The sequence below is a fragment of the Roseovarius sp. MMSF_3350 genome (assembly GCF_030733425.1).
GTDB lineage: Bacteria > Pseudomonadota > Alphaproteobacteria > Rhodobacterales > Rhodobacteraceae > Roseovarius.
This window is the reverse complement of the sequence record NZ_JASHIZ010000006.1, coordinates 62,262-87,241: the sequence shown is the minus strand read 5'-3', so window position 1 is coordinate 87,241 and position 24,980 is coordinate 62,262. Positions and strand designations below refer to the sequence as shown.

Annotated in this window: 25 protein-coding genes; 15 read left to right on the top strand and 10 right to left on the bottom strand. The window is 63.0% G+C overall.

Going from position 1 to position 24,980, the window contains the following annotated elements; genetic code table 11:
- Positions 1–136 precede the first annotated feature (136 nt).
- Complete coding sequence (locus RBB31_RS07765) at positions 137–505, top strand: rhodanese-like domain-containing protein (protein WP_371931307.1); 369 nt, start codon at positions 137–139, stop codon at positions 503–505.
- A 7-nt stretch (positions 506–512) separates the two neighbouring features.
- Here RBB31_RS07765 and mdoH read toward each other — a convergent pair whose 3' ends face one another.
- The 6 genes from mdoH to RBB31_RS07735 form a co-directional block, all read right to left on the bottom strand.
- Complete coding sequence (gene mdoH, locus RBB31_RS07760; RefSeq protein WP_306128796.1) at positions 513–2,381, bottom strand: glucans biosynthesis glucosyltransferase MdoH; 1,869 nt, start codon at positions 2,379–2,381, stop codon at positions 513–515.
- A 2-nt stretch (positions 2,382–2,383) separates the two neighbouring features.
- On the bottom strand, positions 2,384–3,916 hold the full coding sequence (locus RBB31_RS07755; RefSeq protein ID WP_306128709.1) for a glucan biosynthesis protein: 1,533 nt from the start codon (positions 3,914–3,916) through the stop codon (positions 2,384–2,386).
- Positions 3,913–5,223 carry an OpgC family protein gene (locus tag RBB31_RS07750; RefSeq protein WP_306128708.1) on the bottom strand — a complete coding sequence of 437 codons (1,311 nt, stop codon included), beginning with the start codon at positions 5,221–5,223 and terminating at the stop codon, positions 3,913–3,915. The genes RBB31_RS07755 and RBB31_RS07750 overlap by 4 nt, the downstream gene beginning before the upstream one ends.
- A 42-nt stretch (positions 5,224–5,265) precedes the next feature.
- Positions 5,266–6,633, bottom strand: coding sequence for a tetratricopeptide repeat protein (locus RBB31_RS07745; RefSeq protein ID WP_306128707.1), 1,368 nt, complete (start codon positions 6,631–6,633; stop codon positions 5,266–5,268).
- Positions 6,634–6,868: 235 nt separating this feature from the next.
- The gene (locus RBB31_RS07740; protein ID WP_306128706.1) at positions 6,869–8,491 is read right to left on the bottom strand and encodes a thiamine pyrophosphate-binding protein; all 1,623 of its coding nucleotides are present in this window, start codon (positions 8,489–8,491) and stop codon (positions 6,869–6,871) included.
- Positions 8,492–8,659: 168 nt separating this feature from the next.
- On the bottom strand, positions 8,660–9,616 hold the full coding sequence (locus tag RBB31_RS07735) for a CoA ester lyase (protein ID WP_306128705.1): 957 nt from the start codon (positions 9,614–9,616) through the stop codon (positions 8,660–8,662).
- Positions 9,617–9,760: 144 nt separating this feature from the next.
- Between RBB31_RS07735 and RBB31_RS07730 the strand changes: the two genes are divergently transcribed.
- From RBB31_RS07730 to RBB31_RS07715, 4 genes are all read left to right on the top strand, one after another.
- The gene (locus RBB31_RS07730) at positions 9,761–11,047 is read left to right on the top strand and encodes an MFS transporter (RefSeq protein WP_306128704.1); all 1,287 of its coding nucleotides are present in this window, start codon (positions 9,761–9,763) and stop codon (positions 11,045–11,047) included.
- Positions 11,048–11,151: 104 nt separating this feature from the next.
- On the top strand, positions 11,152–12,153 hold the full coding sequence (gene dgcN / locus RBB31_RS07725) for an N-acetyltransferase DgcN (protein ID WP_306128703.1): 1,002 nt from the start codon (positions 11,152–11,154) through the stop codon (positions 12,151–12,153).
- 77 nt (positions 12,154–12,230) lie between these two features.
- Positions 12,231–13,196: an N-acetyl-D-Glu racemase DgcA gene (dgcA, locus tag RBB31_RS07720; protein ID WP_306128702.1), complete on the top strand. Its 966-nt coding sequence runs from the start codon at positions 12,231–12,233 to the stop codon at positions 13,194–13,196.
- A 2-nt stretch (positions 13,197–13,198) separates the two neighbouring features.
- A complete protein-coding gene (locus RBB31_RS07715) occupies positions 13,199–14,056 on the top strand; it encodes a D-amino-acid transaminase (protein ID WP_371931309.1) in 858 nt (285 codons plus the stop codon).
- A 173-nt stretch (positions 14,057–14,229) separates the two neighbouring features.
- Here the strand turns inward: RBB31_RS07715 and RBB31_RS07710 are convergent, their stop codons facing one another.
- From RBB31_RS07710 to RBB31_RS07700, 3 genes are read right to left on the bottom strand one after another with little or no spacing between them, the layout of a single operon-like run.
- A complete protein-coding gene (locus tag RBB31_RS07710) occupies positions 14,230–14,544 on the bottom strand; it encodes a DUF1244 domain-containing protein (protein WP_306128700.1) in 315 nt (104 codons plus the stop codon).
- A 21-nt stretch (positions 14,545–14,565) separates the two neighbouring features.
- Positions 14,566–14,907, bottom strand: a complete 342-nt coding sequence (locus RBB31_RS07705) for a 5-carboxymethyl-2-hydroxymuconate Delta-isomerase (RefSeq protein ID WP_306128699.1) — start codon at positions 14,905–14,907, stop codon at positions 14,566–14,568.
- 49 nt (positions 14,908–14,956) lie between these two features.
- Positions 14,957–15,727 (bottom strand): N-formylglutamate amidohydrolase, encoded by a 771-nt coding sequence (locus tag RBB31_RS07700; protein ID WP_306128698.1) that lies wholly within the window; start codon positions 15,725–15,727, stop codon positions 14,957–14,959.
- Between the two features lie 117 nt (positions 15,728–15,844).
- On the opposite strand from RBB31_RS07700, the gene pyk reads away from it, so the two are divergent.
- The 4 genes from pyk (at position 15,845) to rplT (ending at position 18,400) form a co-directional block, all read left to right on the top strand.
- The gene (gene pyk / locus RBB31_RS07695; protein ID WP_306128697.1) at positions 15,845–17,290 is read left to right on the top strand and encodes a pyruvate kinase; all 1,446 of its coding nucleotides are present in this window, start codon (positions 15,845–15,847) and stop codon (positions 17,288–17,290) included.
- A gap of 46 nt (positions 17,291–17,336) precedes the next feature.
- Positions 17,337–17,561 carry a hypothetical protein gene (locus tag RBB31_RS07690; RefSeq protein WP_306128696.1) on the top strand — a complete coding sequence of 75 codons (225 nt, stop codon included), beginning with the start codon at positions 17,337–17,339 and terminating at the stop codon, positions 17,559–17,561.
- Between the two features lie 259 nt (positions 17,562–17,820).
- Positions 17,821–18,021, top strand: coding sequence for a 50S ribosomal protein L35 (rpmI, locus tag RBB31_RS07685; protein WP_103763596.1), 201 nt, complete (start codon positions 17,821–17,823; stop codon positions 18,019–18,021).
- Positions 18,022–18,034: 13 nt separating this feature from the next.
- On the top strand, positions 18,035–18,400 hold the full coding sequence (gene rplT, locus RBB31_RS07680; RefSeq protein ID WP_306128695.1) for a 50S ribosomal protein L20: 366 nt from the start codon (positions 18,035–18,037) through the stop codon (positions 18,398–18,400).
- Positions 18,401–18,733: 333 nt separating this feature from the next.
- Here the strand turns inward: rplT and RBB31_RS07675 are convergent, their stop codons facing one another.
- The gene (locus RBB31_RS07675; RefSeq protein ID WP_306128694.1) at positions 18,734–19,414 is read right to left on the bottom strand and encodes a hypothetical protein; all 681 of its coding nucleotides are present in this window, start codon (positions 19,412–19,414) and stop codon (positions 18,734–18,736) included.
- A gap of 139 nt (positions 19,415–19,553) precedes the next feature.
- On the opposite strand from RBB31_RS07675, the gene RBB31_RS07670 reads away from it, so the two are divergent.
- The 6 genes from RBB31_RS07670 (at position 19,554) to RBB31_RS07645 (ending at position 24,956) form a co-directional block, all read left to right on the top strand.
- Positions 19,554–20,441 carry a fatty acid desaturase gene (locus RBB31_RS07670; RefSeq protein WP_306128693.1) on the top strand — a complete coding sequence of 296 codons (888 nt, stop codon included), beginning with the start codon at positions 19,554–19,556 and terminating at the stop codon, positions 20,439–20,441.
- A 49-nt stretch (positions 20,442–20,490) separates the two neighbouring features.
- On the top strand, positions 20,491–21,564 hold the full coding sequence (gene pheS, locus RBB31_RS07665) for a phenylalanine--tRNA ligase subunit alpha (RefSeq protein ID WP_306128692.1): 1,074 nt from the start codon (positions 20,491–20,493) through the stop codon (positions 21,562–21,564).
- Positions 21,565–21,645: 81 nt separating this feature from the next.
- Positions 21,646–22,062 carry a BLUF domain-containing protein gene (locus RBB31_RS07660; protein ID WP_306128691.1) on the top strand — a complete coding sequence of 139 codons (417 nt, stop codon included), beginning with the start codon at positions 21,646–21,648 and terminating at the stop codon, positions 22,060–22,062.
- Positions 22,063–22,134: 72 nt separating this feature from the next.
- Positions 22,135–22,413 carry a YrhK family protein gene (locus RBB31_RS07655; RefSeq protein WP_306128690.1) on the top strand — a complete coding sequence of 93 codons (279 nt, stop codon included), beginning with the start codon at positions 22,135–22,137 and terminating at the stop codon, positions 22,411–22,413.
- Between the two features lie 118 nt (positions 22,414–22,531).
- Positions 22,532–23,464: a dimethylarginine dimethylaminohydrolase family protein gene (locus RBB31_RS07650; RefSeq protein ID WP_306128689.1), complete on the top strand. Its 933-nt coding sequence runs from the start codon at positions 22,532–22,534 to the stop codon at positions 23,462–23,464.
- A gap of 112 nt (positions 23,465–23,576) precedes the next feature.
- Positions 23,577–24,956 (top strand): hypothetical protein, encoded by a 1,380-nt coding sequence (locus RBB31_RS07645; RefSeq protein ID WP_306128688.1) that lies wholly within the window; start codon positions 23,577–23,579, stop codon positions 24,954–24,956.
- Positions 24,957–24,980 lie beyond the last annotated feature (24 nt).

Here is a 24,980-nt window from a genome sequence, read left to right as displayed (position 1 = left end):
TCGGAATAAACTGGGATCGGTTCTGCCGGGACGATAGATGCCACGCAAATCCCCATCGCCGTTTTCCCGCCGCGCTATGCTTGGTGCCGGCCTGGTCGTTGCCGCAGCGGCCGCGGCAGGTTGGACTGTCTGGCCGATGGCGGAATTTGACGGCCCTGCCTACTCGGCGCGCGACGCGTTCGAGGCAGCGCAAGCGGGTGAGATCATCCTTGTCGATATCCGCCGGCCCGATGAGTGGTCGCGCACCGGCATCGGCCAAAGCGCCCATCCGATCGACATGCGACATACCGGGTTCACCGCAAAGCTCGATGCATTGACTGGCACGCGCAAGGACGTGCCGATCGCCCTGATTTGTGCACGCGGCGTCCGATCCGCGCGGCTGAGCATCGCACTGACCGAGGCAGGTTACACGCGGGTCATCAACGTACCCGAAGGGATGTTGGGCTCGAACGCTGGCCCGGGCTGGATCGAGACGGGATTGCCCGTGACCCCTTTCGACGGCTGAGGCGCACCTATTCCGCGGCTTGCTGCGGAGATGGCTTGCCCTCCAGCGCCAGCTTCAGTTCCGCGCGGTAGTGTCGGGCGGCCTGGGTGATCGGGGGTTCGCGCCACAATTCCTTGGTGCCCATCCACTTTGAGACCAGCCCCTTCAACGACACGCCGCTGAGCGCCGACAGGGGCACAGCCAGCACAAGGCTTACCGCGATAGGCAGGAGCCACAATGAGACCAGCCCCGCCGCCATGCCCGCAACCAGAAGCACGCCGCTTACCGTTTCCAGCGCATGGCAAATCAGCAAGGTGCCCAGCCCGTAACGACCGCCCTCGCGCTGTTGAGGGCTCCAGCCGCTTTGCAAGCCAAAGACGGTGCGAAACACCGCGATCATCTGCTGCACCATCAGGATAGGCGCGTAGGCCACGGACAACGCGAGTTCGGACAGAAATGACAGCGCGAAACGCCATGGCCCCCCATATTCGGCAAAGCGCGACCGTGTCAGAGGCACCACCAGGATGCCCAGAAGCTTGGGTAGCAAGAGCAGCGAATACATCAGCGCGATGATCAGGATGTGCCGCGCCTCGGTCATCTCGGGCCAGGCGGGCATCAGCGGGTTGTCGGGGCGGAAATAGGTCAACACCGACTTGTCGCCGCCTTGTCCCATCAGCGCCCACATAACCAGTAGTGCGAACCAGATCGGTGACGCGAGATAGCTCATGGCGCCGTGAAACATATGAAAGCGTGACGCGGTCCGCAGGCCGCGCGTCGACAAAAGGCGCAGGTGTTGCAGGTTGCCCTGGCACCAGCGGCGGTCCCGCTGAATGTGGTCGATCAGCGTCGGCGGCGTTTCCTCGTAGGAGCCGCGAATGCGCGGGAAAACCCGTACGCTCCACCCGGCGCGGCGCAAAAGGCCGGCTTCGACGAAATCGTGGCTCATGATCAACTGGTCGCGTCCCGTCAGCGAACGCAGGCGAGGTAGGCCGGCACTGGCGGCGAAAGCCTCGGTGCGGATGATCGCATTATGACCCCAGTAGTTGCCTTCCTGCCCGGTCCAGCGGGCCAGACCTTCGGCCAGTGCGGTGCCGTAAACCCCGTTGGCGAACTGCTGCATCCGGGAAAAGACGGTGTTGGCGCCGATCAATTGCGGGCAGCTTTGGATGAGGCCGGCGCCGGGATCCTGCGCCAGCGCATCGGTGAGGCGGCCAATCGCGCGGCCGGACATCAGGCTGTCCGCGTCCAGCACCAGCATGGCGGGCCAGTCGGCGCCCCAGTTCTGGACCCAATCGGTGATGTTTCCGACCTTGCGATCGATATTCTCGGCCCGTCTGCGATAATAGATGCGCAGCCCCGGCGACAGCGTGGCCTGTAGCGAGCGGATTGCGTCCTGTTCGGCCCGCGCGATGGAGTCGTCCCGCGTATCGCTCAGGATGAACATGGCGTAATCATGCGGACCGCCACGCGCCCTCAGTTCTTCGAGCATGGAACGCGCGTTGCCGAGGACATACCACGGCACCTCGTTGTAGATCGGCATCAGCAGCGCCACCTTAAGCGGCCGCGGGTGCCCGGGACGTTTCAGCGCTTGTGTCAGAGAGCCGATCCCCAACAGAACGGTGGTGACCGTCAGGCAAAGCCAGAATACGTTGAACGACATCAGGCCAAGCAACACGCCCTCGACCCAGGTGATGCCATCGGCGCCGAACCAGTCCCACATGAACCAGACAAAGCCTATGGTGGCCAGGATCGCCGGAATAAAGACCACACAACGCCAAAGCGCGACGCGCTCTTCCGGTCGGGCCGGGGGGGCCTTGGGGTCGGCATAATACGCGTCAAGGTCCTGCTCGGGCATGTCGAGCGGGGCAAGCGGAGGCATTACGCGCAGATCGTTCATACTCATGCTGTCCACCTGTAAAGCCACACTTCGGACGCGTCCTGTCCGTCCTTGCGCAGTTGCGCGCGCAGTTCGACATGCCCGCGTTCGCCGGGGTCGAAATTGAACGCCAGTCTCAGTCCGCCCGTGGCCGGGTTGCGTTGCAGGACGCCATCGCTGACCTCGACATGCGGCGAGTGGATGTGCATGTCGATCTCGTCCGGTCCGTCATCGAAGAGCGGGCTATCCTCGAAATCGATCACGACGACCCGACCTTCGCCAAAGGCGCGTTTGCCCATCGCAGTGTTCAGCACGCGGGGCACGTCACGCTGCACCGGCGCCTCTGCTGCCCAGGTCAGCCGGTAGGATAGATCAACCTGTTGACCCGCCGGCATGGGGTCTGCCGGTCGCCAATAGGCGACGATATTGTCGTAGATCTCTTCCCGGGTCGGAATCTCGACCAGTGTCACCGCGCCTCGGCCCCAGTCCCCCTTGGGTTCCACCCAAAGTCCGGGGCGGTTGTGATAAAGCGCCTCTAGATCGGCGAAATCGGAGAGCTTTCGGGCGCGCTGCATCAGCCCGAAACCGCGCGGATTGGTGTCGACGAAGCTGGACACCTGAAGCTGGCTGGGGTTGGCCAGCGGACGCCAGATCACCTCGCCATTGCCATTCAGCATCAGCAAGCCGTCATTGTCGTGTACGGCTGGCCGGAAATCGTCGAACTGGTTGCGGTTGGTTTGATCGAAAAGGAACATGGAGGTCAATGGTCCCAAGCCCACGTGGTCCAACTCGACCCGCGGAAACAGGGTTGCCTCGACCTCCATCACGCTGGCTGGCCCGGGTGCGATGTCAAAGCGGTAGGCCCCGGTCACGCTGGGGCTGTCCATTAGGGCGTGCACGACCATGTTAGCCTGATCGGGCCCCGGAGCCTCGAGCCAGAACTCGATGAACTCCGGAAATTCCTCGCCCTCGGGATCGGCGGTTCTAAGCGCCAGCCCCCGCCCGGATAACCCGTAGGTTTGGCCGATCCCGATCGCCCGGAAATAGCTGGCGCCCTGGAAGACGCAGAATTCGGTCTTGTATTCCGGATGCCCCAGATCGGTGCGCAGGCGGATGCCGGAGAATCCCAGACTTTCGGCGGTCTTGGTCAGATCCGGGACAAGGTCGCCCTTGTCGAACATGGCAAGATCGAAAGGCACGGGACGCACGGTGCCGTCCTCGACCGCGGACACCTTGGTGGCGCGGGGAAAATAAAGCCCCGGCGCGAAGAAATCTATGTTGTAGGAACGGTCGGTGTCTGCCCAGAGCGCATGCTCGATCGGAAATCGGATATCGCGATACTGGTCGTAACTCAGCGCGCGCCAGTCCTCGGGTACCGTATCACGCGGCGTGAAATCGCTGCGAGACAAGGCGCGGGCTTTCTCGACGATCATGTCGCGGCTGAAGGCAAGCGGGCCGTCGGTTGCGGCGGCAAGGCGCGGCAACGCGGACGAAAGCGCCGACGCCGCCACCCCGCCGAGAAGACCGCGGCGCGAAAGAGAGATGGCGTGGCTCATGCTGCAGCCCTCGCAGGTTTGCGCGGTTTCCATGGGGTGGATTTGAACCAGGCCGCCGTGTACGCGCAGGCGACAAGCAGGGCGAAGCCGCACAGGTTGATGAAAGCATTAGTCCAGGGGTCACGTACAAGGTCGTCACCGACCAGGGTCGAGGTTTCATCCAGCCAGACCCCAAGGAACCGCGCCAACAGCATCGAGAAGACGAACACGGCAAGCGACTGCTGTCCAACCTTCATGATGATGTTGTTGACCACCCACGACCATGTTTGGCCGATCTTCAGGTTGCTGCCTCCCTCGCCCACTGCAACCCAGGCCAGATACCCGAGCGCCAGCAGGTGAAGGTATCGAAAGAGGCCGAATTCCGTCTTGTTGCGAAGCACGCCCATGTCGCCATAGGTTTCGCGTTGCCACTCGCGGATGGCGGTCCACCATTCCGGCTGCCAGTCATAGGAACGCATGCCGACTGACGAAAAGACGAAAGCGAACAGTACATAGGCCACCGCGACTCCGATCAGAAATCGGTTGACCGGCGGCCGCGGCAGCCAGCCGATCATCAGCGCGAAGCCCGTGAAGAAACACAGCTGCCAGCCGAACGGGTTGAAGAACCACGGGCGGGTGTCCTGTCCCTCGGGAAACCAGAGCTGCGCGGGCAGTTGCAGAGGCGTGACGTCGGCGCTTCCGAAAAGCTCCATCATCTCGACATTGGCGGTGCACCAGATCAGAACGCTGGCCCCCAGTGCGACCATCGGCTGAATACGCGAAAGCGCCATCATCAGGGGGATCATCGCAAGGATGACAAGGTACATGGGCAGGATGTCGAAATAGTTAGGGACGTACGTCAACGTCATCAGGCCGATAAGGTTTCCCTCGATGTTGTCGATGAATGGCGGCAGGTTCAGTTGGCTGACATAATCGCGCAGCGTGAAGCCCAGATAGGGCAGCGCCAGCATGCAGGTCAGAACCACGAAGAAGAGGCCGATATGCGCCCAGTAGACCTGCCAGACCCGAAAGGCGATACGGGCCGAGCCGATGGCCAGTCCCTTGGTCTGAAAAAGCTTGCCGAACGCGATGGCCGAGGCCATGCCGGAGCAAAACACGAACATCTCGGTTGCGTCGGAGAACCCCCACCGCGCCGGAATCCACTTGGTCCACAGATTGCCTGGCGTATGGGCGAGAAGGATGATGAACATCGCGATGCCGCGGAAGAAATCCAGCCGTGGATCGCGAAGCGTGGCGACGGGCGTTGCACTTACGGCCGGCGCCTCGACGGTCTTCTGGTAGTCGGATGATGGCGAAATTGTCGCCATGGCGTTCGTCTTTCTATTCAGTATCCGGGAATCGAGTTTGATCTATTCGGCCGGCAGTGAGGTTGCATCATACCCGCCACGCCCCGACGCGATCAGCGCACGGCGGGCTGCGGTATATCCGTCTTCGCGCCCCGCACGCTTGGACTGTCGATCATCTAGTATTGCTTCGGCCTGATCCAAGTACCCGGCGCGGATTCCGGCGTCGATTGTTATGCGCTCGAACACGTCGCGCTGCGCGTGGCTGCCACCTGCGCGCTGCATCCCGGCACGGGCCTGGGCAAGGTTGGCGAAGGCGGTGTCATAGCGCGCTTCGCCGAACGCCTCGAGACCCTGCGCCGCGGCGACGCCGGGGTCGCTCATCCGGCTGCCCATCTCGCAGTTCGACTTGGCATCCTGCGCGATCCGTTGCAACAGCCGGGTGGTAGCGCCGGGTCTCTTGTCGCCGGTCAGTGCCATGAGATAATGCAGGTCAGCGAAGATCAGGCAGCCATCCTCGGTCCGGTTGGCGCAGATCTCGGACAGTTCCTCCCAACGGTTACCGACATTTACGCCCTCCAGTTCCAGCCGCATCAGCAGCGAGGTCGCGTTCGAGATGTCGCGGTAATCGTCGGTCTGTTCGCTGCGGATCTGGGTGTCGTACAGGTTCAGCACAGCATCCGCTTGCCCAAGATCGAGATGCATCAGCGCCTTGTGCCACCAGACGTGATACCGGAAATTGTTGCAATGCGCCCAGGCGTCCTCGCGTCCAGTTAGCCACTCCAGACCTTTCGCGGCATTCGCCGTCATGTCGTGGACGTGGGCAACCGCGTGCAGGCCCCACGCATCGTCAGGAGACAGCCACAGCGCCTGGCGCCCGGCGATCTCGGCCTTCTCAAATTCCCCAGTTTCCTCCAGCGCGAAGGCATGACACCCCAGAAGATACCCCCGTGCAGCATGGTCGTGGCCATAGGCCGGAAGAATCTTTTCGACAGAGCGGCGCATTCCGCTCGCGTCGCCCAAGACAAAGCGCAGCGCATGATCGAGTTTCATCGCAAGAGCGTCCTGCGGATGACCGTCAAGGATCTCTTCGAAGTGCGCCACTGCACCGCTCGGGCTTCCGTCCAGCCAGACCCCGAGCGCATCGACGTAACTTCGTTCGCGGGGCGTCGCGCCGCTGTTCTTGAGTGCACTACGCGCGTTGATATGGGCCTCCCGCGCTGTCTGCATAAGCTCCCGGCGTCCCAGCAGGACGTAAAACATCCCCTTGACCGCATGCCCGAGCGCAAAGTCGGGCTCGATCTCCAGAACTTCGCCAAGAAGTTTGGGCGTGACCGCAGCATGCGCTAAAAAGCCCAGCATCGTCTTGTTCCACGCGTCAACGGCATTGTCCCGGGACAGGCTTATGGGCTGGTCGAATATATCGAATTTCATGAACTCTTCCGTAACTGACGCGGGTCCAGCCCGCTGAACCTGTTTAACAAACAGTTAGGGCAGGCATGTAACCGTATCGTTCGCGCTAACGTATTGGTGAAGCTTCGTGTATGGAGTCTGGGGCATGGCTGCGAAAAATCGCCTAAAAATAATGGCGCTCGGCGGAATTACCCCAAAACGGGTGGGGATTCGCCGTTTTTTTGGGCGAATGTTACAAGGTCAGCCGACGTTGGGGTCAAATCCGGCCGTCATACCCGCCCGGTTCGATTTCTGCTGCGATCACCGTGAACGTTTTACAGTTCATAGCCTCTTTCAGGCACTCGCGGAGCTCGACCCGGCTGCGCACCGTGTGGCCGGCTCCGCCAAAGGCCCGGCCCATCGCCGCGAAATCATGCCGGGCGAAATCGACGCCCCGGTTCGCCATCTGCCGCTGGCGCTGCTTGAGTTCGATCAGCGCAAGGCTGGCATCGACGAAGACGAGGAAGATTGGTGTCAGGCCCAGTTCCGCCGCCGTGGCCAGTTCGCCGACGACCATCAGGAAACCGGCATCGCCGGAAAAGCCGATCACCGGACGGTCCGGCTCGGCGATCTTCAGGCCCATGGCCAGAGGTACCGCACACCCCATGGTGCAAAGCGCAGACGACTGGACAAGGCCGCGGGGCTCGGTGCAGCGCCACATCTGGCTGATCATTATGCGGTGCGCCCCGCTGTCGGCGGTGGCAAGCGTGGTGTCGGGCATTACGGCACGGGTTTCCGCGATGACCCCTGCGGCCCCCCACCTATCCGACGGCGGAAAGGCTTCTAAAAGAGCGTTTCGCGTTCGGGCGGGGGCACCATCTTCCCAGGTTTCAGCCACCGGCGTGTTCCGAGCCAGCATCTCGAGCGTTTCACCACAATGCCCGACGAAGTTCAGCGTCGCCTGGTGCATGTAATGCGTGTTTGGGACAGCGGCGATGTCGATCACCGTCTGTCGGGCCGGATCGACAGCATTACGCCAGCCCGTGCGCATCTCGATCGGATCATAGCCGATGCAAAGGACAAGGTCCGCCTGCGCGACCAAGGGAAGCAGATGCGTGTCGGCCAAGGGCGACAGGCCGGCGGCGCCGAGGCATAGCGGATGGTCTTCCGGCAGCACGCCCTTCGCCTTGTAGGTCGTGATCATGGGGATGCCGAATTGTTCGAGAAAGGCCCTCAGGACTGTCTGGGACTCTTCCTGCAGCACGTCCAGCCCGACAATGGCGATGGGACGGGTGGCGTCGGCCAAAGCCTTGCGCGCGCGCGCCGCGTCGGCGCCGCTGGGCGCAAACGGAGATGCGGTTGGCCGTAGGGGGCGGGATATATCGCTGGCCACGGGCGCATCCGCGACGGTGATCGGGACGTCTATCAACACCGGACCGCAGCGCGGCTCCGTCGCGATCGACACCGCCTTGTCGGCAATGATGCCGGCTCCAGCCGCGGTCAGTTGGAATGTCGCCTTGGTGATCGGGGCGAACACGGCGCGGTGGTCGAGGACCTGATGTGTATAGGTCAGCGCCTCGTCCGCGTCGACACAACCGGTCAGCACGATCATCGGAACACGGTCCTGCTCGGCGTTGGCGACGACATTGACGCAGTTCATGGCGCCGGGCCCGACGGTGGCGACAAGAATCGCCGGCGCCCCATCACGGTGGTGAACGCCCTCGGCGATGAAGCCGCCTGCATTCTCGTGCTTGATCAGCGTAAACCTGATGCCCGCGGCCTCCAACGCGTCAACGATCGTCAACACTTCGCCGCCCGGCATACCAAAGGCGTGGCGACAGCCCGCCTGGTATAGACGCTGGGCAAGGATGTCGGCGGCACGCAGTGGCGGTGTGGTCATTGTCTGTCCCTGAGGTATTTATCCTGACCCGAACCCTAGCCGCAGTTTCAAAGTGTTGTCCCGTGCCATTTGCACAACCGTATTCACGGCTGCGTCAGAACCCGGAAACTGCAAATGAAAACGGCCCCCAGACGCGCCGGGGGCCGTTCCGTGCCAAGCGGCCCCGGTTCAGTCTTCGATCATTTCCGCCGATTTGACGATGACCTCGGCTTGCTTGATCGAGGCGATGTCGATCAAACGGCCCTTGTAGGTGGTCGCGCCCAGGCCCTTTTTCTTGGCTTCTTCCATCGCTTCAAGGATCTCGCGCGCCTCCGTCACGGCTTCCTCGGTCGGCGTGAAAATCTCGTTGCAGGCCTCGACCTGGCTGGGGTGGATCGCCCATTTCCCGACCATGCCTTGCGTCAGCACGCGCAGCGCCTGCGCGCGAAAGCCTTCGGGGTCAGAGAAATCGCCAAACGGGCCGTCGACCGGCAACAGGCCATGGGTGCGGCAGCAGGCGACGATTTTGGCTGTGGCCCAGTGCCACGGATCGACCCAGTAGTTCTCGCCCTTGCGGTGCATGTAGTAGTTTTCCTGCGTGCCTCCGATGCCGGTGGTCTGCATGCCCATGTAGGCGGCGAAATCGGCGGCGCCGAGGCTCATCGCCTCCATCCGGGGGCTGCCTTGCGCGATATCCTCGACATGGCAGATGCCCATCGCGGTTTCGATGATGCATTCGAACGCGATGCGTTTCTTGTGACCCTTGGCAAGCTCGATGGAACTGACCAGCGCGTCGACAGCGTAGATGTCATCACCCGAGCCCGCCTTGGGGATCATGATCATGTCGAGACGGCCGTTGGTCTGTTCCAGCAGGTCGACCACGTCACGGTACCAGTACTGGGTATCAAGGCCGTTGATGCGTACGCTGAGGGTCTTTTTGCCCCAGTCGATGTCGTTGATCGCCTCGATGGCGTTCTTTCGCGCCTGGTCCTTGTCCGACGGCGCCACGGCATCTTCGAGATCGAGGTTGATGACGTCAGCCTTAGAGGCGGCCATCTTCTCGAACAGGCTGGTATTGGAGGCCGGGCCAAAGAGTTGGCAACGGTTGGGCCGCGCGGGCGCGGGGGGTTGCGGGCGGAAACTCATATTGTGATCCTTTGGTCAGATTGTTGCGAATCCACGTCGCAGACCAGCTATAAAATTGCGCGGGCAATGGCAAGCAGATGACAACGACCTGCATGCGTCGCAAACGCGCGTTCGTGCAGCGACGCGGCTGCTACCGTGGGCCGCATGAGACGCGCACTTCTTGAAAACTGGGCCCTTTTCCTGGGCATGATGATGTTGATGGTGGCCAACGGGTTGTTGGTGACACTGCTGACGATCCGTGGCGCCGCAATCGGGTTTTCCGACTTCTCCATCGCGCTGATGCAGGCTTGCTATCCTTTGGGAGCCCTGGCCGGGACGGTCCTCACGCCAAGGCTGATCGAGAAGGTAGGGCATATTCGAGTCTTCTCGGCACTGGCGTCGATGGTCTCGGTGGCGGCGATCGCGCATTTGCTGACCAGCGACCCGGTCAGCTGGAGCGTCATGCGGCTGTTGGCGGGGTTCTGTTTTCCGGGGCTTTACGTGATTACCGAAAGCTGGCTGAACGCCAAGGCCGAGAACCGGCTACGGGCGCAGATCCTTTCAGTCTATTTCATCATTCAGACTGCAGGGCCGGCGTTGGGCACCGCGATGGTTGGCCTGCCGGACCCGACGGGCAACATGTTGTTCGGGCTGGCCTCGATCCTGTTGTCGGTGGGGATCGTACCTCTGCTCTTGTCGAACAACCGCGCGCCCGACTACACCGCGCCCGAGCGGATGCCGGTGGCACGTCTCTATCGTGTGTCGCCGATGGCGGTGCTGGGCATCGTGATCATGGGAGCGGGCGTCGTCTCGTGGTTTATCGCGTTGCCGCTCTACGCCCTGCGCAGCGGGTTCTCCGAGGCGCAGGCGTCGGGGGCGCTGGTTGTGGCCATGATCGCGGCGGCGGTGGTGCAGTACCCCGTGGGCTGGGTCGCCGACCATGTGGATCGACGGTTCGTGGTGATGGGGCTGGCGCTGTTGTCGGGCGCGGCGGCGTTCTGGATGATAGTGGATACGTCGCCTTCGCGGCTGGTTCTGGGGTTCTCGATCATCGCGGCGGTGTCCTTGCCCGTCTATTCCGTACTGGCGGCCCACGCCAACGACCACCTCAGCCCCGGCCAGATCGTGGCGGCCAGCGGCACCATGGCCTTCCTGCTGCAACTGGGACAGTTCGGCGGGATGTTGCTGGGGCCCAACCTTGTTTCGATGCTGGACGGGAGGGGGCTGCAGGCCTTCATCTGCGCGACAAGCCTTGTGGTGGCCGGCATTGCCGTCGCACGGCGTGTCACTTCCGAGCCGCCGGACGAAACGGGAACGGTGCAGGCCATGGGCGTTCTCGGTGTGCCGCAGCCCGGGCTGTTGCAAGCCGAGGCGCTGTCGGAAGAAATGGAGGAGCGCGCGGAAGGGACCGGAGTGGCGGCGCAAGAATCTGCTAAAAATTTCGCAGGATGACAGAGAATCTTTCCGCGCTATCGTTATTGGTGGCCAATTTGGTATGACATGCAACGCCATTCAGCGCACGATTGTGCAAACCTGATTCCGGAAAGGATTGCGAGATGATCGAGACCCCATACCTGCTTTTTCTCGGTGATGCGCCTGACATGCTGGCGGCCAAGGTGGCCATCGGCATTCGGGACTGGCGACCGGAATACGCACTGGGGCAGATAAGGCTGCAGGGATGCGGTGCCGACCTTGGCCTGACAGACATGACGCTGGCTGAGGCGCGCGAGGCGGGGGCCAAGACGCTGGTGATCGGCGTGGCGAACCGGGGCGGCGTGATCTCGGAGAAATGGAAGGAAGTGCTGCTGGAGGCGCTTGCCATGGGCTATGACATCGCGTCGGGCCTGCACAACTTGCTGAAGCACGAGGAGGACCTTGTGGCAGCGGCTGAGGCGCATGGCCGCACGCTGCAAGACGTGCGGGTGCCCTCGGTGCGCTATCCGATCGCGGATGGTAAGAAACGCAGCGGCAAACGTTGTCTTGCCGTCGGCACCGATTGTTCGGTCGGCAAGATGTACACGGCGATGGCGATGGAGCGGGACATGCAGGAGCGCGGCATGAAGGCCACGTTCCGCGCCACCGGGCAGACGGGTATCCTGATCACGGGCGACGGCGTGCCGCTGGACGCGGTGATCGCCGATTTCATGGCCGGGTCGATCGAGTACCTGACGCCGGACAATGACGACGATCACTGGGACCTGATCGAGGGGCAGGGGAGCCTGTTTCACGTGTCCTATTCCGGGGTAACGATGGCCTTGATCCACGGCGGTCAGCCCGATGCGCTGATTCTGTGCCACGAGCCGACGCGCACGCATATGCGGGGCCTGCCGGATTACAGCCTGCCCAGCCTTCAGACGCTGCGGGACACCGCGCTGCCGCTGGCGCAGATCGCCAATACGGAGTGTCGCGTTGTCGGCATTTCGGTGAACACCCAGCACATGAGCGAGGATGACGCCAAGGCGTACCTGTCCCAGGTCGAGGACGAGATGGGCCTGCCCGCGACGGACCCGTATCGCTTTGGCGCGGCCAAGCTGGTGGACGCGCTGGAAGCTTTCTGATCCAACCGTCCTGGCTGGTGGCGTCTGACGGATGCCTCCGGCGGGGATATTTCTGGCCAGAGGAAGGGCCCGGATTCATGCATATTTCCGTGACGCGCGATGTCTTCCGGCTGGCGCAGGTGTTCACCATCAGCCGGGGCTCGCGCACCGAAGCGAAGGTTCTGACCGTGCGCGTGACCCAAAACGGCGTCACCGGGTGGGGCGAATGCGTGCCCTATGCGCGGTATGACGAGACGCTGGACAGCGTGACGGCGCAGATCGAGAGCCTGCCCGAGGAAGTTTCCCGCGAAAAGCTTTACGATTTGTTACCGGCGGGTGCGGCGCGGAACGCGGTGGATTGCGCGCTGTGGGATTTGCAGGCGAAACAGGCCGGAACGCGGGTGTGGGACCTGGCCGGATTGCCTGCGCCGGGGCCCGAGATCACGGCCTATACGCTATCGCTGGACGACCCCGAAAAGATGCAGGAGCAGGCTGCGAAGAATGCGCATCGCCCGATATTGAAGATCAAGCTGGGCACGCCCGATGACATGCCGCGTCTGGAGGCGGTGCGCGTGGGCGCGCCCGGTGCCAAGATTATCGTCGACGCCAATGAAGGCTGGAGTGCCGAGGTCTATGCCGACCTTGCGCCGCATCTGGTACGCTTGGGCGTGGCACTGGTGGAACAGCCCTTGCCGGCGGCGGAGGATGAAGCGCTGCTGGGCGTGGAGCGGCCTGTGCCGGTTTGCGCGGATGAGAGTTGTCACGACCGTGCCAGCCTGCCCAATCTGAAGGGCAAGTACGACATGGTGAACATCAAGTTGGACAAGACCGGCGGGTTGACCGAGGCACTGGCGCTGCGCGAGGCTGCTCTGGCCGAAGGGTATGACGTGATGGTGGGTTGCATGATCGGGTCGAGCCTGGCGATGGCGCCCGCGGTTCTGGTGGCGCAGGGTGCGACGGTGACCGACCTTGACGGGCCGCTGTTGTTGGCGGAAGACCGGGACGAACCTTTGATTTTCGACGCGGCCAGGGTGCATCCGCCCACCGCAAAGCTATGGGGATGACGATGCGGACCGTGTATGTGAATGGCGAGTACCTGCCTGAGACCGAAGCGAAAATCTCGATCTTTGACAGGGCGTTCCTGATGGGGGACGGGGTGTACGAGGTGACCAGCGTGCTGGGCGGCAAGCTGATCGATTTCGAAGGGCACAATCGCCGGCTGGAACGGTCGCTTAACGAGCTGGACATGCCGCACCCGGTGGTGATGGGCGACTTGCTGGAGATCCACCGCGAACTGGTGCGGGTGAACGAAATCGAGGATGGCCTTGTCTACTTGCAAGTCACGCGGGGCGCGCCGGGGGACCGGGATTTCGTTTTCCCGGATCCGGACACGCCGCCGACCGTGGTGCTGTTCACCCAGTCGATGCCGGACCTCGCGAACCGGCCGGCGGCCAAAACAGGTATCAAAATCATCAGCATAGAGGATATGCGCTGGGGCCGTCGCGACATCAAGACAACTCAGTTGCTGTATCCGTCGATGGGCAAGATGATGGCCAAGAAAGCGGGCTGCGATGATGCCTGGATGGTGCAGGACGGGTTCGTGACAGAGGGCACGTCGAACAACGCCTATATCGTCAAGGACGGCAAGATCATCACCCGGGCGCTGTCGAACGACATCCTGCACGGGATCACCCGCGCCGCCGTACTGCGCTTTGCCGAAGAGGCGCAAATGCAGGTGGAAGAACGGAATTTCAGCGTCGAGGAGGCCAGAGAAGCGGATGAGGCGTTCGTGACGTCGGCCAGCGCCTTCGTGATGCCGGTGGTCGAGATCGACGGGACCCGTCTGGGCGACGGAACGCCGGGTGCGGTCGCGACGCGGCTGCGGGAAATCTACATCGAGGAAAGCCGGAAAGTCGCGGTCTGAGCGAATCGAAGGTTAACGCGGTCCGATTCTGCGGAAAACGCGACGTCGGTATCGCGTCGGTATTTGAGTGGTATGACGTCGGTGCGAGTTTCCTGGTTTGGCCGGGTCAACAGGGCGCGCGCTCGTCAGCCTGCACGGGCGGCCTCATGTGGGTTTTACGCCATCCCGCGCCGTCAGCTTTTCGGTCCGACATTCTCGGCGAAGGACTTGTCGAAGGCCTGCTTCTTGTCGTCCGACGCGTCGGTCTGGTAGTTGGCCTTCCACTCGTCCATCGTCATGCCGTAGAAGATCTCGCGGGCCTCGTCCTTGGTCATGTCGATACCGCGCGCGTTCGCGGCCTCCTGGTACCAGCGGCTGAGGCAGTTGCGGCAAAAGCCGGCGAGGTTCATCATGTCGATGTTCTGCACATCGGTGCGCTTTTCCATCAGGTGCTCGCGCAGGGTGCGGAACGCGGCGGCCTCGAGTTCGATGCGGGTCTGGTCGTCCATTTTTCGGGTCTCCTTTATCGGTCAGAGCATACGTTTCATATAGGGCTGATGAATGTCATCCAAGCGGACGGTCAGGCTGCCGACGTCTGGCAAATGGCTGTCGAGCGTGTCGAGCACGATCTGCGCCAGCTCGGCGCGCGTCTCGTCGCTGCGGCCGGGCAGGAGGAGGAGCGTGGCATGGGCGAAGCTTTGCGGTTCGACCCCGATGCGTGAGGCGGTGGCGGCGATGGTGCGGGTGCGGACGGTGTCGGGGCTGGTGACGGAGGGATGGTTTGCGAATTTCTGCCACAGGTCGTCGCACAGAGCCTGAAGGTCGTGGCTGTCTTCCAGTCCGCGGGAATGTTCGATGATGATGTGCGGCACGGGGTCTCCTGTCCTGTCGATGGATTGTGGCGGTGGATTTCGGGGAAAATCAACCGGATTGGGGGGAAACAGTCTCTAATCCGGCGCCAGCATGTTCTGCGGCCTCGAGCAGCATGGGAGCAAGGCGGGCAGCCCAGGCGGTTTGCTGGTCCTTGGTGACGATGAGGTCGTTTCGCAGCTCGATCAGCGCGTTCAGGCGCTGGTAGGCGATGCCGTGACGGGCAATTGCGTCCCCGGGCAGGTGGCCGCCATATGGCTCGTTCGCGCCGACGCAAATGTCGGGCTCCTTTGCGAGCCGGTTGATCAAGGGGCGCGTGAGACGTTCGTCCGTGGCATAGAGCACACCGATATGCCAAGGCCGGGGCGGGCGGCCCTGAAGCTGCCGGGTGAAGGAGTGGATGGACACGATGATGGTGCCCTCCTGCCGCGCCGCCAGGCGGGCCAATTCGCTGTGATAGGGTCTATACAGCCGATTCAGCCGCTGCTCGATGTCGTCCGGGCCGACATGGCGGTTGGCCGGGATGATGGTGCCGTCGTAGAGCTTCATCACGAGGGTCGGGTCATCCTCGCCCCGATTGGGGTCGATCACGAGGCGGGAGAAGTTGGACAGGATACAAGGCGCATCAAGCGCTGCCGCCAGTGCCCGGGCCACCCCTGCGGCGCCCGGATCATAGGCGATGTGGCGGGCCATGTCGGCGGGATCTAGCCCCAATGAGCCATCGTTCACAAAAGCCGGAACGGTGTTGGCGGCATGGTCGCAGGTGACGAGCCATCGGGAGGGACGATTTGTCCCTTCTGTGAAAAACGGGTGGTATGTCATGCTGATGTCATCTCTTGCCCGCCACTTTTATGTCAGTTGTCAGGGAATGGGAATTGGGTAATAAACCCCGCGTAAGTTTAGCGCTAACGCCGGCTGAACATAAAGGTAAGGACAGACATGAGACGCTATCGCAACGTGAAGATCGTGGCCACGCTGGGCCCGGCATCGGAGACCTACGAGACAATCCGGGCGCTGCACGAGGCGGGGGCGGACGTGTTCCGGCTGAACATGAGCCATGGCACGCAGGACGATATCCGCGCCAAGCACGAGATCATTCGGCAGGTCGAGGAAGACCTGGGCAGCCCGATCGCGATCCTGGCTGACCTGCAGGGGCCGAAGTTGCGTGTGGGGCCGTTCAAGAACGGCTCGGAAGAGTTGCAAGAAGGCGCGGCGTTCCGGCTGGACCTTGACGAGGCGGAAGGCACGATCGACCGGGTGAACCTGCCGCATCCCGAGATTTTCCAGGCGTTGAAACCCGGGGCGCGGCTGTTAGTGAACGACGGTAAGATCCGGCTTCGGGTCACGAAATGCGGCACTGACTTTGCCGAAACCGAGGTGATTACCGGCGGCACCATTTCCGACCGCAAGGGTGTGAACGTGCCCGACGTGGTGCTGCCGCTGGCCGCGCTGACCGAGAAGGACCGCGATGACCTGGAGTTTGCCTGCGAGTTGGGCGTGGACTGGCTGGCGCTGAGTTTCGTGCAGCGGGCGCGAGACGTGATCGAGGCCAGCGCGCTGGTCCGCGGACGGGCGGCGATCATGGTGAAGGTGGAGAAACCCTCGGCGGTCACGGATTTCGACGCCATCCTGAACGAGGTCGACGGGATCATGGTGGCACGCGGCGACCTGGGCGTCGAGCTGCCGGTGCAGAACGTGCCGCCGTTGCAAAAACGGATGGTGCGCAAGTGCCGGGCGGCGGCCAAGCCGGTGATCATCGCCACCCAGATGCTGGAATCAATGATTTCAAGCCCGATGCCGACCCGTGCCGAGGTCAGCGACGTGGCCACCGCGATCTACGAAGGGGCGGATGCGATCATGCTGTCGGCGGAATCGGCGGCGGGCGAGTACCCCATCGAGGCGGTCCAGACGATGGACAACGTGGCGCGCGAGGTCGAGGACGACCCGACCTATACCGAGATCATCGAAGCCTCGCGCAAGGCTGACCGGACCACGGTGGCGGACGGGATCGTCGCCGCGGCGCGCGAGATTGCCGAGACCACGCAGGTTGCCGCGATCTGCTGTTATACCCAGAGCGGGACGACGGCGCTGTTGACCGCGCGGGAGCGGCCGCGCGTGCCGATCATCGCCATGACGAACGTGCGCAACACAGCGCGACGGCTGACGCTGAACTGGGGGACGGAATGCGTGATGACGCCCGAACTGTCGCGGTTCAAGATGGCGGTGCAGAACGCCACGCGCGCGGCGCTGAAACAGGGCTATGCCACCGAGGAGGACCTCGTGATCGTGACTGCCGGCGTGCCGTTCAACGTGCCGGGCACGACCAATATCCTGCGGGTAGCCCCCTGTAACCAAAGGGAACTTTCTTCGACTGACCAGGACTGAACTGCGCTATACTGCGCGTCAGAGCAGTTCATGGAGGGTCTTTTGAATGGATCCCGATCTAATTTTCGTCATCGGCCTGGTTCTGGGAGTCTTTTCGATCCCTTCAATCCTGTCGGCGCTGTCAGACGGGCACGCGCCGCGGGTGGCGGCGGTCACGATCATCGCGTCGGCGGTAATGATCTTCTGGGCGGTCAGCAACAATCCGGGCGGCTATGAATTCAACGAGATACCCGATGTCTTCGTTCAGGTGGTGGCAAGATACCTGACCTGAGGGCCCGAGACCGCACGACGGCGAGTGCGGCAGGAAGGCGATCCGAAGCCACGTGAATCGACGCGCCAACGTTCCAAATCGCCAGCCCGTCCAAGGCCCTCCTTTCGGCGAGGCCGCGCGGCGGAACTTAAAGACTTGCGCCGCCACCAACCCCCTTGCTTTACGCACGTTGTCGTCCTATACGGCGCTCTCATTCGCGCGGCCGGCCGAAGTGGCATGCCGAGTCGCGCATAAGACCGACCATCAAGAGGAGCCGGAAATGCCCAAGATGAAGACGAAATCGAGCTGCAAGAAGCGGTTCAAGGTGACGGCCAAGGGCCGCGTGGTGGCTGGCCAGGCCGGCAAGCGCCACGGCATGATCAAACGGACCAACAAGTTCATCCGCAACGCGCGTGGCACCACGACGCTTTGCAAGGCTGATGAAGGTATCATCAAGCCGATGATGCCCTACGCACGCTGAGGAGGTCCAGACCATGGCAAGAGTCAAAGGTGGGACCGTTACCCACGCACGTCACAAGAAAATCACCACCGCCGCCAAAGGGTACTATGGCCGCCGCAAGAACACCTTCAAGGTGGCGGCACAGGCCGTGGACAAGGCGAACCAGTACGCCACGCGCGACCGCAAGAACCGCAAACGGAACTTCCGTGCGTTGTGGATCCAGCGGATCAATGCCGCCGTGCGCGCGCATGACGAATCGCTGACCTATTCGCGGTTCATCAACGGCCTGTCGCTGGCCGGTGTCGAAGTGGACCGCAAGGTCCTGGCCGATCTGGCCGTGCACGAACCCGCCGCATTCGGCGCCATCGTGGAACAGGCAAAAGGCGCGCTGACCGCGTAAGCCTGCCGTTCGAGGGACAAGAAGATCAGCGCCGTCGGGTCATCCCGGCGGCGTTTTTCATTCTGCCGGGATCGTTAACAATTTTCTAAAAACAGACATACTTTCTCCGCAAAGTTGTGCGATGCCTTTTGACACAATGGTCCGAAAAGGGCGGAAAACCAGGAGGCAGAGACATGGTACGCGTGATCGTGCAAACCCGCGACGGGCAATCCGAACTGAGCGAAAAGGCCAAGCGGCTGCTGGCGGCGCATGACCACGAAGTGCGCAAGTTGCGCAGCACGTCAGCAGCCTGATTTCCCCTGGCCCGGCACTGGGCGGGCGCGTGGATGCGGCTCAGGCCGCGTCTGGCCGTCCGAACGTGGCGGTGTTGGCCGGCGCAAGGAAGATCGACGTGGTCAGCAGGCTGAAGACGAATTCGTACACCTCCCACTGGCGGGGGATCTCGACGACCAGCATTACCACGCTGGCAATAACGCCCATGATGCCGTGACGCCATGACGGCACCGGCCATGCCAGGCGGTCCGCGATGCGCGTGACAAGGCGGGACTTGCCGTAGAGCGCCGGCAACGCCAGAAGGTAGAGCAGGATCGCGACAGTCAGCCCGCTGCCGAACAACGTCTTGGTCAGCTGCTTGCCGCCCACGACTATGTTGTGCAGCGTGATCTCATCCTGAAAGTTGATCTCCCGGAGCGCCTCGGGCGTCTCTAGCCCAAGGATGCGCTGCCCCCAGGAAATCTCTTCGCCCGTGCCGAAGACGAAAATCAGCGCGTAGATCGACAGGCAGATCCCGGCAAGTGTCTGGCCTTTGCGGAACTGGCGCGCAGAGTGCCACGCCAGCACCAGCGCCGACACGAAGAGCATGACGGCGGTGCCGTATTCGACGGGGCCGTCCTCGATGGCGAAGCCAGTGGCGAACTGAGTGTCGAAGCCCAAGATCCAGTAGACCAACGTGAAGATGAGGCTGGCGTTCATGAGCCCGAAAAGGAACTGGTCCGCGGGGGATAGATTGCGCATGGGGAACTGCTGTTGTTGAATTCAAAGCCTGCCCGGCTGCGCTATGGCCCGCCGGTTGGGGTGTCAAGCAAGCAATGCGCGAGCGGCGGCCGGCGGTCGCCCCTTGCCGGAGCGCGACGGGCTGCCTAGGCTTTTTGGCATGGATCACCGGGAGTTCACCGCCGCCATGCCGCGAGACAAATTGGCCGGGCTGACAAAGGCCGAGAATGCGCCCGGCCTGGTCCGATTGGCGGGGCATTTCGGTCTGATCGGGCTGTTCGGTGCCTGGATCGCGCTGGGCTGGCCGCTTTGGTGGGCGCTGCTGATCCCACAGGGGATTGCTCTTTGCTTTCTGTTCACGCTGGAACATGAGGCCACGCACAAGACGCCGTTTCGAACGCTATGGCTGAATGAATGGGTGGGGCGGCTATGCGGCCTTTTGATCGTGCAGCCGTTCGAGTGGTTCCGGTACTTTCACCTTGCGCATCACCGGCATACCAACATCCCGGGCAAAGACCCGGAACTCTTGGCCGGGGCGAAACCCGAGGGTTGGCGCGCCTATCTGTGGCATGTCACCGGCCTGCCGTTCTGGACGGCCATGATCGGCCAGACCCTGCGCAACGCGGCGGGGGCCGATCCGGGCGATTACGTGCCCGAGCGCGCGCGGCCGCGCCTGGTGAGGGAGGCACGGGTGATGCTGGCGCTCTACGCCGTGGTGCTGGCGAGCCTCGTGGTGACGCCCTTGCTGTTCTGGGTGTGGCTCCTGCCGGCGCTTCTGGGGCAGCCGTTCCTGCGGCTCTACCTGCTGGCGGAACACGGGCGCTGTGCCTTCGTGGCGGATATGTTCCAGAACACGCGCACGACCCGGACCAACCTGATCGTGCGGTTTCTGGCGTGGAACATGCCCTACCACACCGAACATCACGCCCTGCCGCAGGTGCCGTTTCACCGACTGCCGGAACTGCACGGGATGATGCAGGGTCATCACGGTGTAACCTCGGACGGATACGTGCAGTTCACACGGGACTATGCGGCGACCTTGCGCTGATGCGCCAGTCGGGGTAACCGGCCTGCGAACCGGAAACGAGTGACACGCCATGGATGACCTGAGAGACAAGTACCTGAAAGCCATTGCCGAGGCCGGTGACGAGGCCGCGCTGGAGGACCTGCGTGTGCAGGCCGTGGGCAAGAAGGGCGAGGTCGCGCTGAAGATGCGCGAGCTGGGCAAGATGACGCCGGAAGAGCGGCAGGAGATGGGGCCGAAGCTGAACGCGCTGAAGGAAGAGATCAACAGCGCGCTGGCGGCCAAGAAGGTGGCGCTGGCGGATGCCGCGCTGGACGAACGGCTGCGCGGCGAATGGCTGGACGTGACCCTGCCGGGGCGGCCTCGGCGCGAGGGCACCATTCACCCGATCAGCCAGGTGACCGAGGAGGTCACGGCGATCTTCGCCGACATGGGCTTTGCCGTGGCCGAGGGGCCGCAGATCGAGAGCGACTGGTACAATTTCGACGCGCTCAACATTCCCAGCCACCACCCGGCGCGGGCCGAGATGGACACGTTCTATACCCACCGCGCGGAAGGCGACGACCGTCCGCCGCATGTGCTGCGTACGCATACCAGCCCGGTGCAGATCCGCGCGATGCAGGCGCAGGGCGCGCCGATCCGGGTGATCGCGCCGGGGCGTGTTTACCGCGCCGACTATGACCAGACGCACACTCCGATGTTCCACCAGGTCGAAGGTCTGGCCATCGACAAGGATATTTCGATGGCGAACCTGAAATGGGTTCTGGAAGAGTTCGTGAAGGCGTTCTTCGAGGTGGACGAGGTCGAGCTGCGGTTCCGCGCGTCGCATTTCCCGTTCACCGAGCCGTCTGCGGAAGTCGATATCCGGTGTTCTTGGGAGGGCGGCACGCTGAAGATCGGGGAAGGCGACGATTGGCTGGAAATCCTCGGGTCCGGCATGGTGCATCCGAAGGTGCTGGAGGCCGGGAGTATCGACCCGAACGAATGGCAGGGCTTTGCCTTCGGCATGGGAATCGACCGGATCGCGATGCTGAAATACGGCATCCCGGACCTGCGGGCGTTTTTTGATAGTGATCTGCGGTGGCTGCGGCATTATGGCTTCGCGGCACTGGATGTTCCGACGCTGCATGGCGGCCTGAGCCGCTAGGCGTCTTTGGGCAGAGCCCTAAGACGAGCTAATGACAGAGTGAGCGTCGGCACATAGAGTGTGGGTGAAAGGAGCCCTGCCATGGCGCTCATTCAGTTGATCTATGCTTCCCGCCCATTCGGATATGACGACGCGATGCTCGCCGGCATCCTGCTGGATGCGCGGCGGTGCAATGAGCGGGACGGGATCACCGGGGCGTTGATCTGTCGGGCGGATCTGTACCTTCAACTGCTGGAAGGATCCGAACAGGCGGTTCGGGAGTGTTACGCCCGGATCAGGCAGGATGACCGGCACGTGGAGCCGCGTAAGCTGGTGGAGTGGACGATCCGGACCCGGCTGTTTCCCGGCTGGGCGATGCGGGACGATCCGGCTCGATCCTGGGTCTGGAGCCGGGAAGCGGTGCGCGCGGGTGCCGTCGAGCAGGCGACCGCGGACGAAGTGCTGGGTTTTTTCCTTCGGCTGGCGGCGGATGGTGCGGTGCCTTTTCCGCAGCGCTAGGGGCTTTTACTTGTCAAAAGGGACTGTGTGGTCTTTTTAGAGCCCGACTTTTGACAGCCCGGAGAGAACGCCATGCAGATGTTCAAGGACAAGCGCCACATCAGCCCAAAGACGCGGCGGCTTTATGCAATTTTCGAACTGCTGCACACGCTCGCGGATTTCGTCGCGGCGTTCTCGTTCCTGGTGGGGTCGATCCTGTTCCTTTGGTCGGACACGGAGACCGCGGCGATCTGGCTGTTTATCTTCGGATCGGTATTCTTCTGCCTGAAGCCGACGCTGAAGTTGATCCGGGAGATGAAACTGCTGTCGATCGGGGACACGGAGGACCTGGCGGAGCGATTCGAGCCGTAAGCCACTTGCTTGGACGGCTCTAATTTGCGCATGACGCGGGTGGCGCGGACGGTCGGGTGCGGTCGCGCTTGACTTGGGCGCGGCATCGGCTCAGCCTTTTGCGCAAAGGAGACCTGTCATGAAAGATCAACCGGCTGACAATTTCACCCTGCGTGCGCGGCGCGAGGGCGGGGGCACGCCCAGGCTGAACGAATGGGGTGCGGATAGTGATTATGGCACGTTGCGGTCGGTCCTGCTGGGGCCGATCGAAAATTACCGCTGGCTGAAGACATCCTCGGTCAGCAAGAAGACGTTGCGGCGGGGGGTGGAATTCGACCCTGACATCGCCCGAAAGCAACATGCGGAGATGGTGAGCGCCTATGAAAGTGCGGGCGTCGCGGTGCACACCCATGGGCCGGACCCGGAACTTCCCTATCAGGTCTATGCGCGGGACAGTTCGGTGATGACGCCCTATGGCGCGATCATCACGCATATGTCGCAGTACTGGCGCCGGGGTGAGAATTTCCGGGCGATCGAGACCTACCAGGGGCTTGGCATCCCGATTTATGATTTCGTCACGGCGGGCACCTTCGAGGGCGGCGACTTCAACGTGATCGAGCCGGGCTGCGTGCTGATCGGCTGGGAAGGCGAGGAAGGCCGGACCATGGAGCAGGGTGCGAAACAGGTGGCGTCGTGGATGGAGGCCGAGGGCTGGGAAGTGAAGCTGGCCGATATCGACCCGTTCTATGTGCATATCGACCTGATGGTGGTGATGCTGGCGCCGAAGCTGGCAGCCGTTTGCACCGATTGCACCGATCCCGAGATCGTCGACTGGCTGCGGGCGAAGAAGATCGAGATCGTCGAGGTGCCGTTCCAGGAGACGATCGCGCTGGGGTGCAACGTGGTGGCGCTGGGGCAGGACCGGGTGCTGTTGCCGGAAGGGTCGAAGACGCTGAAAGAAAAGCTGAAGGCGTTGGGGTTCACCATTTACGATCCGGATTTGAGCATGATCACCCAAGGGGGTGGCGGCGTGCACTGCATGTGCCAGAGCCTGATCCGCGACCCGGGATGACCGAAATGAGTGGCTGCGCCACGCTCTATGGTCGTGTGGAGGGGCCAGCCCCTCCGGTCGAAACAGGGTTTCGACCTCCTCCCCGGGATATTTTGGGCCAGAAGAAGAGATCGTGAGACGGCTCGTTCCTTTCTGTCTTGTCCTGTTCTGGGGCGGGATGGCGTGGGCGCACGCGTCGGAGCAGAGCTTCGTTCTGTTGCTGCCGACGGATGTCTATATCGCGGCAGGGGTGGCGAGTGTCGTCCTGACGGTGCTGTTGCTGGCGGTGCTGCCTTCGCGGGCGGGAGAGGCGGTTTTTGCGCCGGTGGGTCTGGTGCGGCGGCCGCGCTGGGCGGTGCGGCATGGGACCAGCCTGTTGGCGACGGGGGTTCTGGCGTTCGGTGTTTGGCAGGGCTTTGCCGGGCCGCGCACGCCGATGGAGAACCCGGTGCCCCTGCTGATCTGGACGGTGTGGTGGGTGGCGTTGGTGAGCCTGCAAGGGCTTGTCGGCAATCACTGGCGCTGGACGAATCCGTGGACCGGGGTGGTGGCGGTGTTGGTTCGTTGGACGGGGATGCGGGCGTTGATGCGATATCCGCGCGGCTGGGGGTATTGGCCGGCTGTTGTGCTGTTCCTGGCTTTTGCGGCGTTCCTGCTGTGCGACCCGGCGCCGGCGGATCCGGCGCGGTTGGCGAGTGCCGTGGGGTTTTACTGGTATGCAGTGCTGTTCGGGGTGCTGCTGTTCGGGCCTGCGTTCCTGCTGCGGGGCGAGATGGTGACGGTGATGATGCGGGCCTATGGGCGGATGGGGCTGCTTGCGCATGCGCGTGGCCGGCTGGCAATTGGCCTTTGGGGTTGGCAGGGCGTGGTACGGCGGGCGCCGCCGCTGGGGATGGCCGTGCTGATGGTGTTTCTGCTGGGTACGGGCAGCTTTGACGGGCTGAACGAGACCTTCTGGTGGCTGGGGGTGATCGGGGTCAACCCGCTGGAGTTTCCGGGCCGGTCGGCGGTGGTGGTGCCGAACCTGATCGGGTTGGTGGTGGCGAATCTCGGGTTGTTGGCAGTGTTCGCGGCTTGCCTGTGGCTGGGGGAGCGGATCGCCGGGACGGGGCGGAGCCTGCGGCAGGCGGTGTGCCTCTTCGCGCCGTCGGTCCTGCCGATCGCGCTGGGGTACCACGTGGCGCATTACCTGCCGACGTTCCTTGTGGAGGTGCAGTACGTGGTGCAGATGCTGGACGATCCGCTGGCCAATGGCGCCCATTTTCTGGGCATGGACGGGTTTTACGTGACCACCGGGTTCTTCAATACGCAGGATACCGTGCGGCGGATCTGGCTGAGCCAGGCCGGCGCGGTGGTCGTGGGGCATGTTGTGGCGATCCTGATGGCGCACGCGCTGGCCATGCGGGACGGGGCGGACCGGCGGCGGGCCGTGCTGGGGCAGGCGCCGCTGGCGGTGTTCATGGTGGCCTACACGTTCTTCGGATTGTGGTTGCTGGCCTCGCCGCGCGGGTGACGCCGCGTCGGTCAAAACACTGGA

Coding starts and splice junctions, on each gene's coding strand:
- RBB31_RS07765 (WP_371931307.1), top strand. CDS start 137: ATGGCGGAATTTGACGGCCCTGCCTACTCGGCGCGCGACGCGTTCGAG.
- mdoH (WP_306128796.1), bottom strand. CDS start 2,381: ATGAACGATCTGCGCGTAATGCCTCCGCTTGCCCCGCTCGACATGCCC.
- RBB31_RS07755 (WP_306128709.1), bottom strand. CDS start 3,916: ATGAGCCACGCCATCTCTCTTTCGCGCCGCGGTCTTCTCGGCGGGGTG.
- RBB31_RS07750 (WP_306128708.1), bottom strand. CDS start 5,223: ATGGCGACAATTTCGCCATCATCCGACTACCAGAAGACCGTCGAGGCG.
- RBB31_RS07745 (WP_306128707.1), bottom strand. CDS start 6,633: ATGAAATTCGATATATTCGACCAGCCCATAAGCCTGTCCCGGGACAAT.
- RBB31_RS07740 (WP_306128706.1), bottom strand. CDS start 8,491: ATGACCACACCGCCACTGCGTGCCGCCGACATCCTTGCCCAGCGTCTA.
- RBB31_RS07735 (WP_306128705.1), bottom strand. CDS start 9,616: ATGAGTTTCCGCCCGCAACCCCCCGCGCCCGCGCGGCCCAACCGTTGC.
- RBB31_RS07730 (WP_306128704.1), top strand. CDS start 9,761: ATGAGACGCGCACTTCTTGAAAACTGGGCCCTTTTCCTGGGCATGATG.
- dgcN (WP_306128703.1), top strand. CDS start 11,152: ATGATCGAGACCCCATACCTGCTTTTTCTCGGTGATGCGCCTGACATG.
- dgcA (WP_306128702.1), top strand. CDS start 12,231: ATGCATATTTCCGTGACGCGCGATGTCTTCCGGCTGGCGCAGGTGTTC.
- RBB31_RS07715 (WP_371931309.1), top strand. CDS start 13,199: ATGCGGACCGTGTATGTGAATGGCGAGTACCTGCCTGAGACCGAAGCG.
- RBB31_RS07710 (WP_306128700.1), bottom strand. CDS start 14,544: ATGGACGACCAGACCCGCATCGAACTCGAGGCCGCCGCGTTCCGCACC.
- RBB31_RS07700 (WP_306128698.1), bottom strand. CDS start 15,727: ATGACATACCACCCGTTTTTCACAGAAGGGACAAATCGTCCCTCCCGA.
- pyk (WP_306128697.1), top strand. CDS start 15,845: ATGAGACGCTATCGCAACGTGAAGATCGTGGCCACGCTGGGCCCGGCA.
- RBB31_RS07690 (WP_306128696.1), top strand. CDS start 17,337: ATGGATCCCGATCTAATTTTCGTCATCGGCCTGGTTCTGGGAGTCTTT.
- rpmI (WP_103763596.1), top strand. CDS start 17,821: ATGCCCAAGATGAAGACGAAATCGAGCTGCAAGAAGCGGTTCAAGGTG.
- rplT (WP_306128695.1), top strand. CDS start 18,035: ATGGCAAGAGTCAAAGGTGGGACCGTTACCCACGCACGTCACAAGAAA.
- RBB31_RS07675 (WP_306128694.1), bottom strand. CDS start 19,414: ATGCGCAATCTATCCCCCGCGGACCAGTTCCTTTTCGGGCTCATGAAC.
- RBB31_RS07670 (WP_306128693.1), top strand. CDS start 19,554: ATGGATCACCGGGAGTTCACCGCCGCCATGCCGCGAGACAAATTGGCC.
- pheS (WP_306128692.1), top strand. CDS start 20,491: ATGGATGACCTGAGAGACAAGTACCTGAAAGCCATTGCCGAGGCCGGT.
- RBB31_RS07660 (WP_306128691.1), top strand. CDS start 21,646: ATGGCGCTCATTCAGTTGATCTATGCTTCCCGCCCATTCGGATATGAC.
- RBB31_RS07655 (WP_306128690.1), top strand. CDS start 22,135: ATGCAGATGTTCAAGGACAAGCGCCACATCAGCCCAAAGACGCGGCGG.
- RBB31_RS07650 (WP_306128689.1), top strand. CDS start 22,532: ATGAAAGATCAACCGGCTGACAATTTCACCCTGCGTGCGCGGCGCGAG.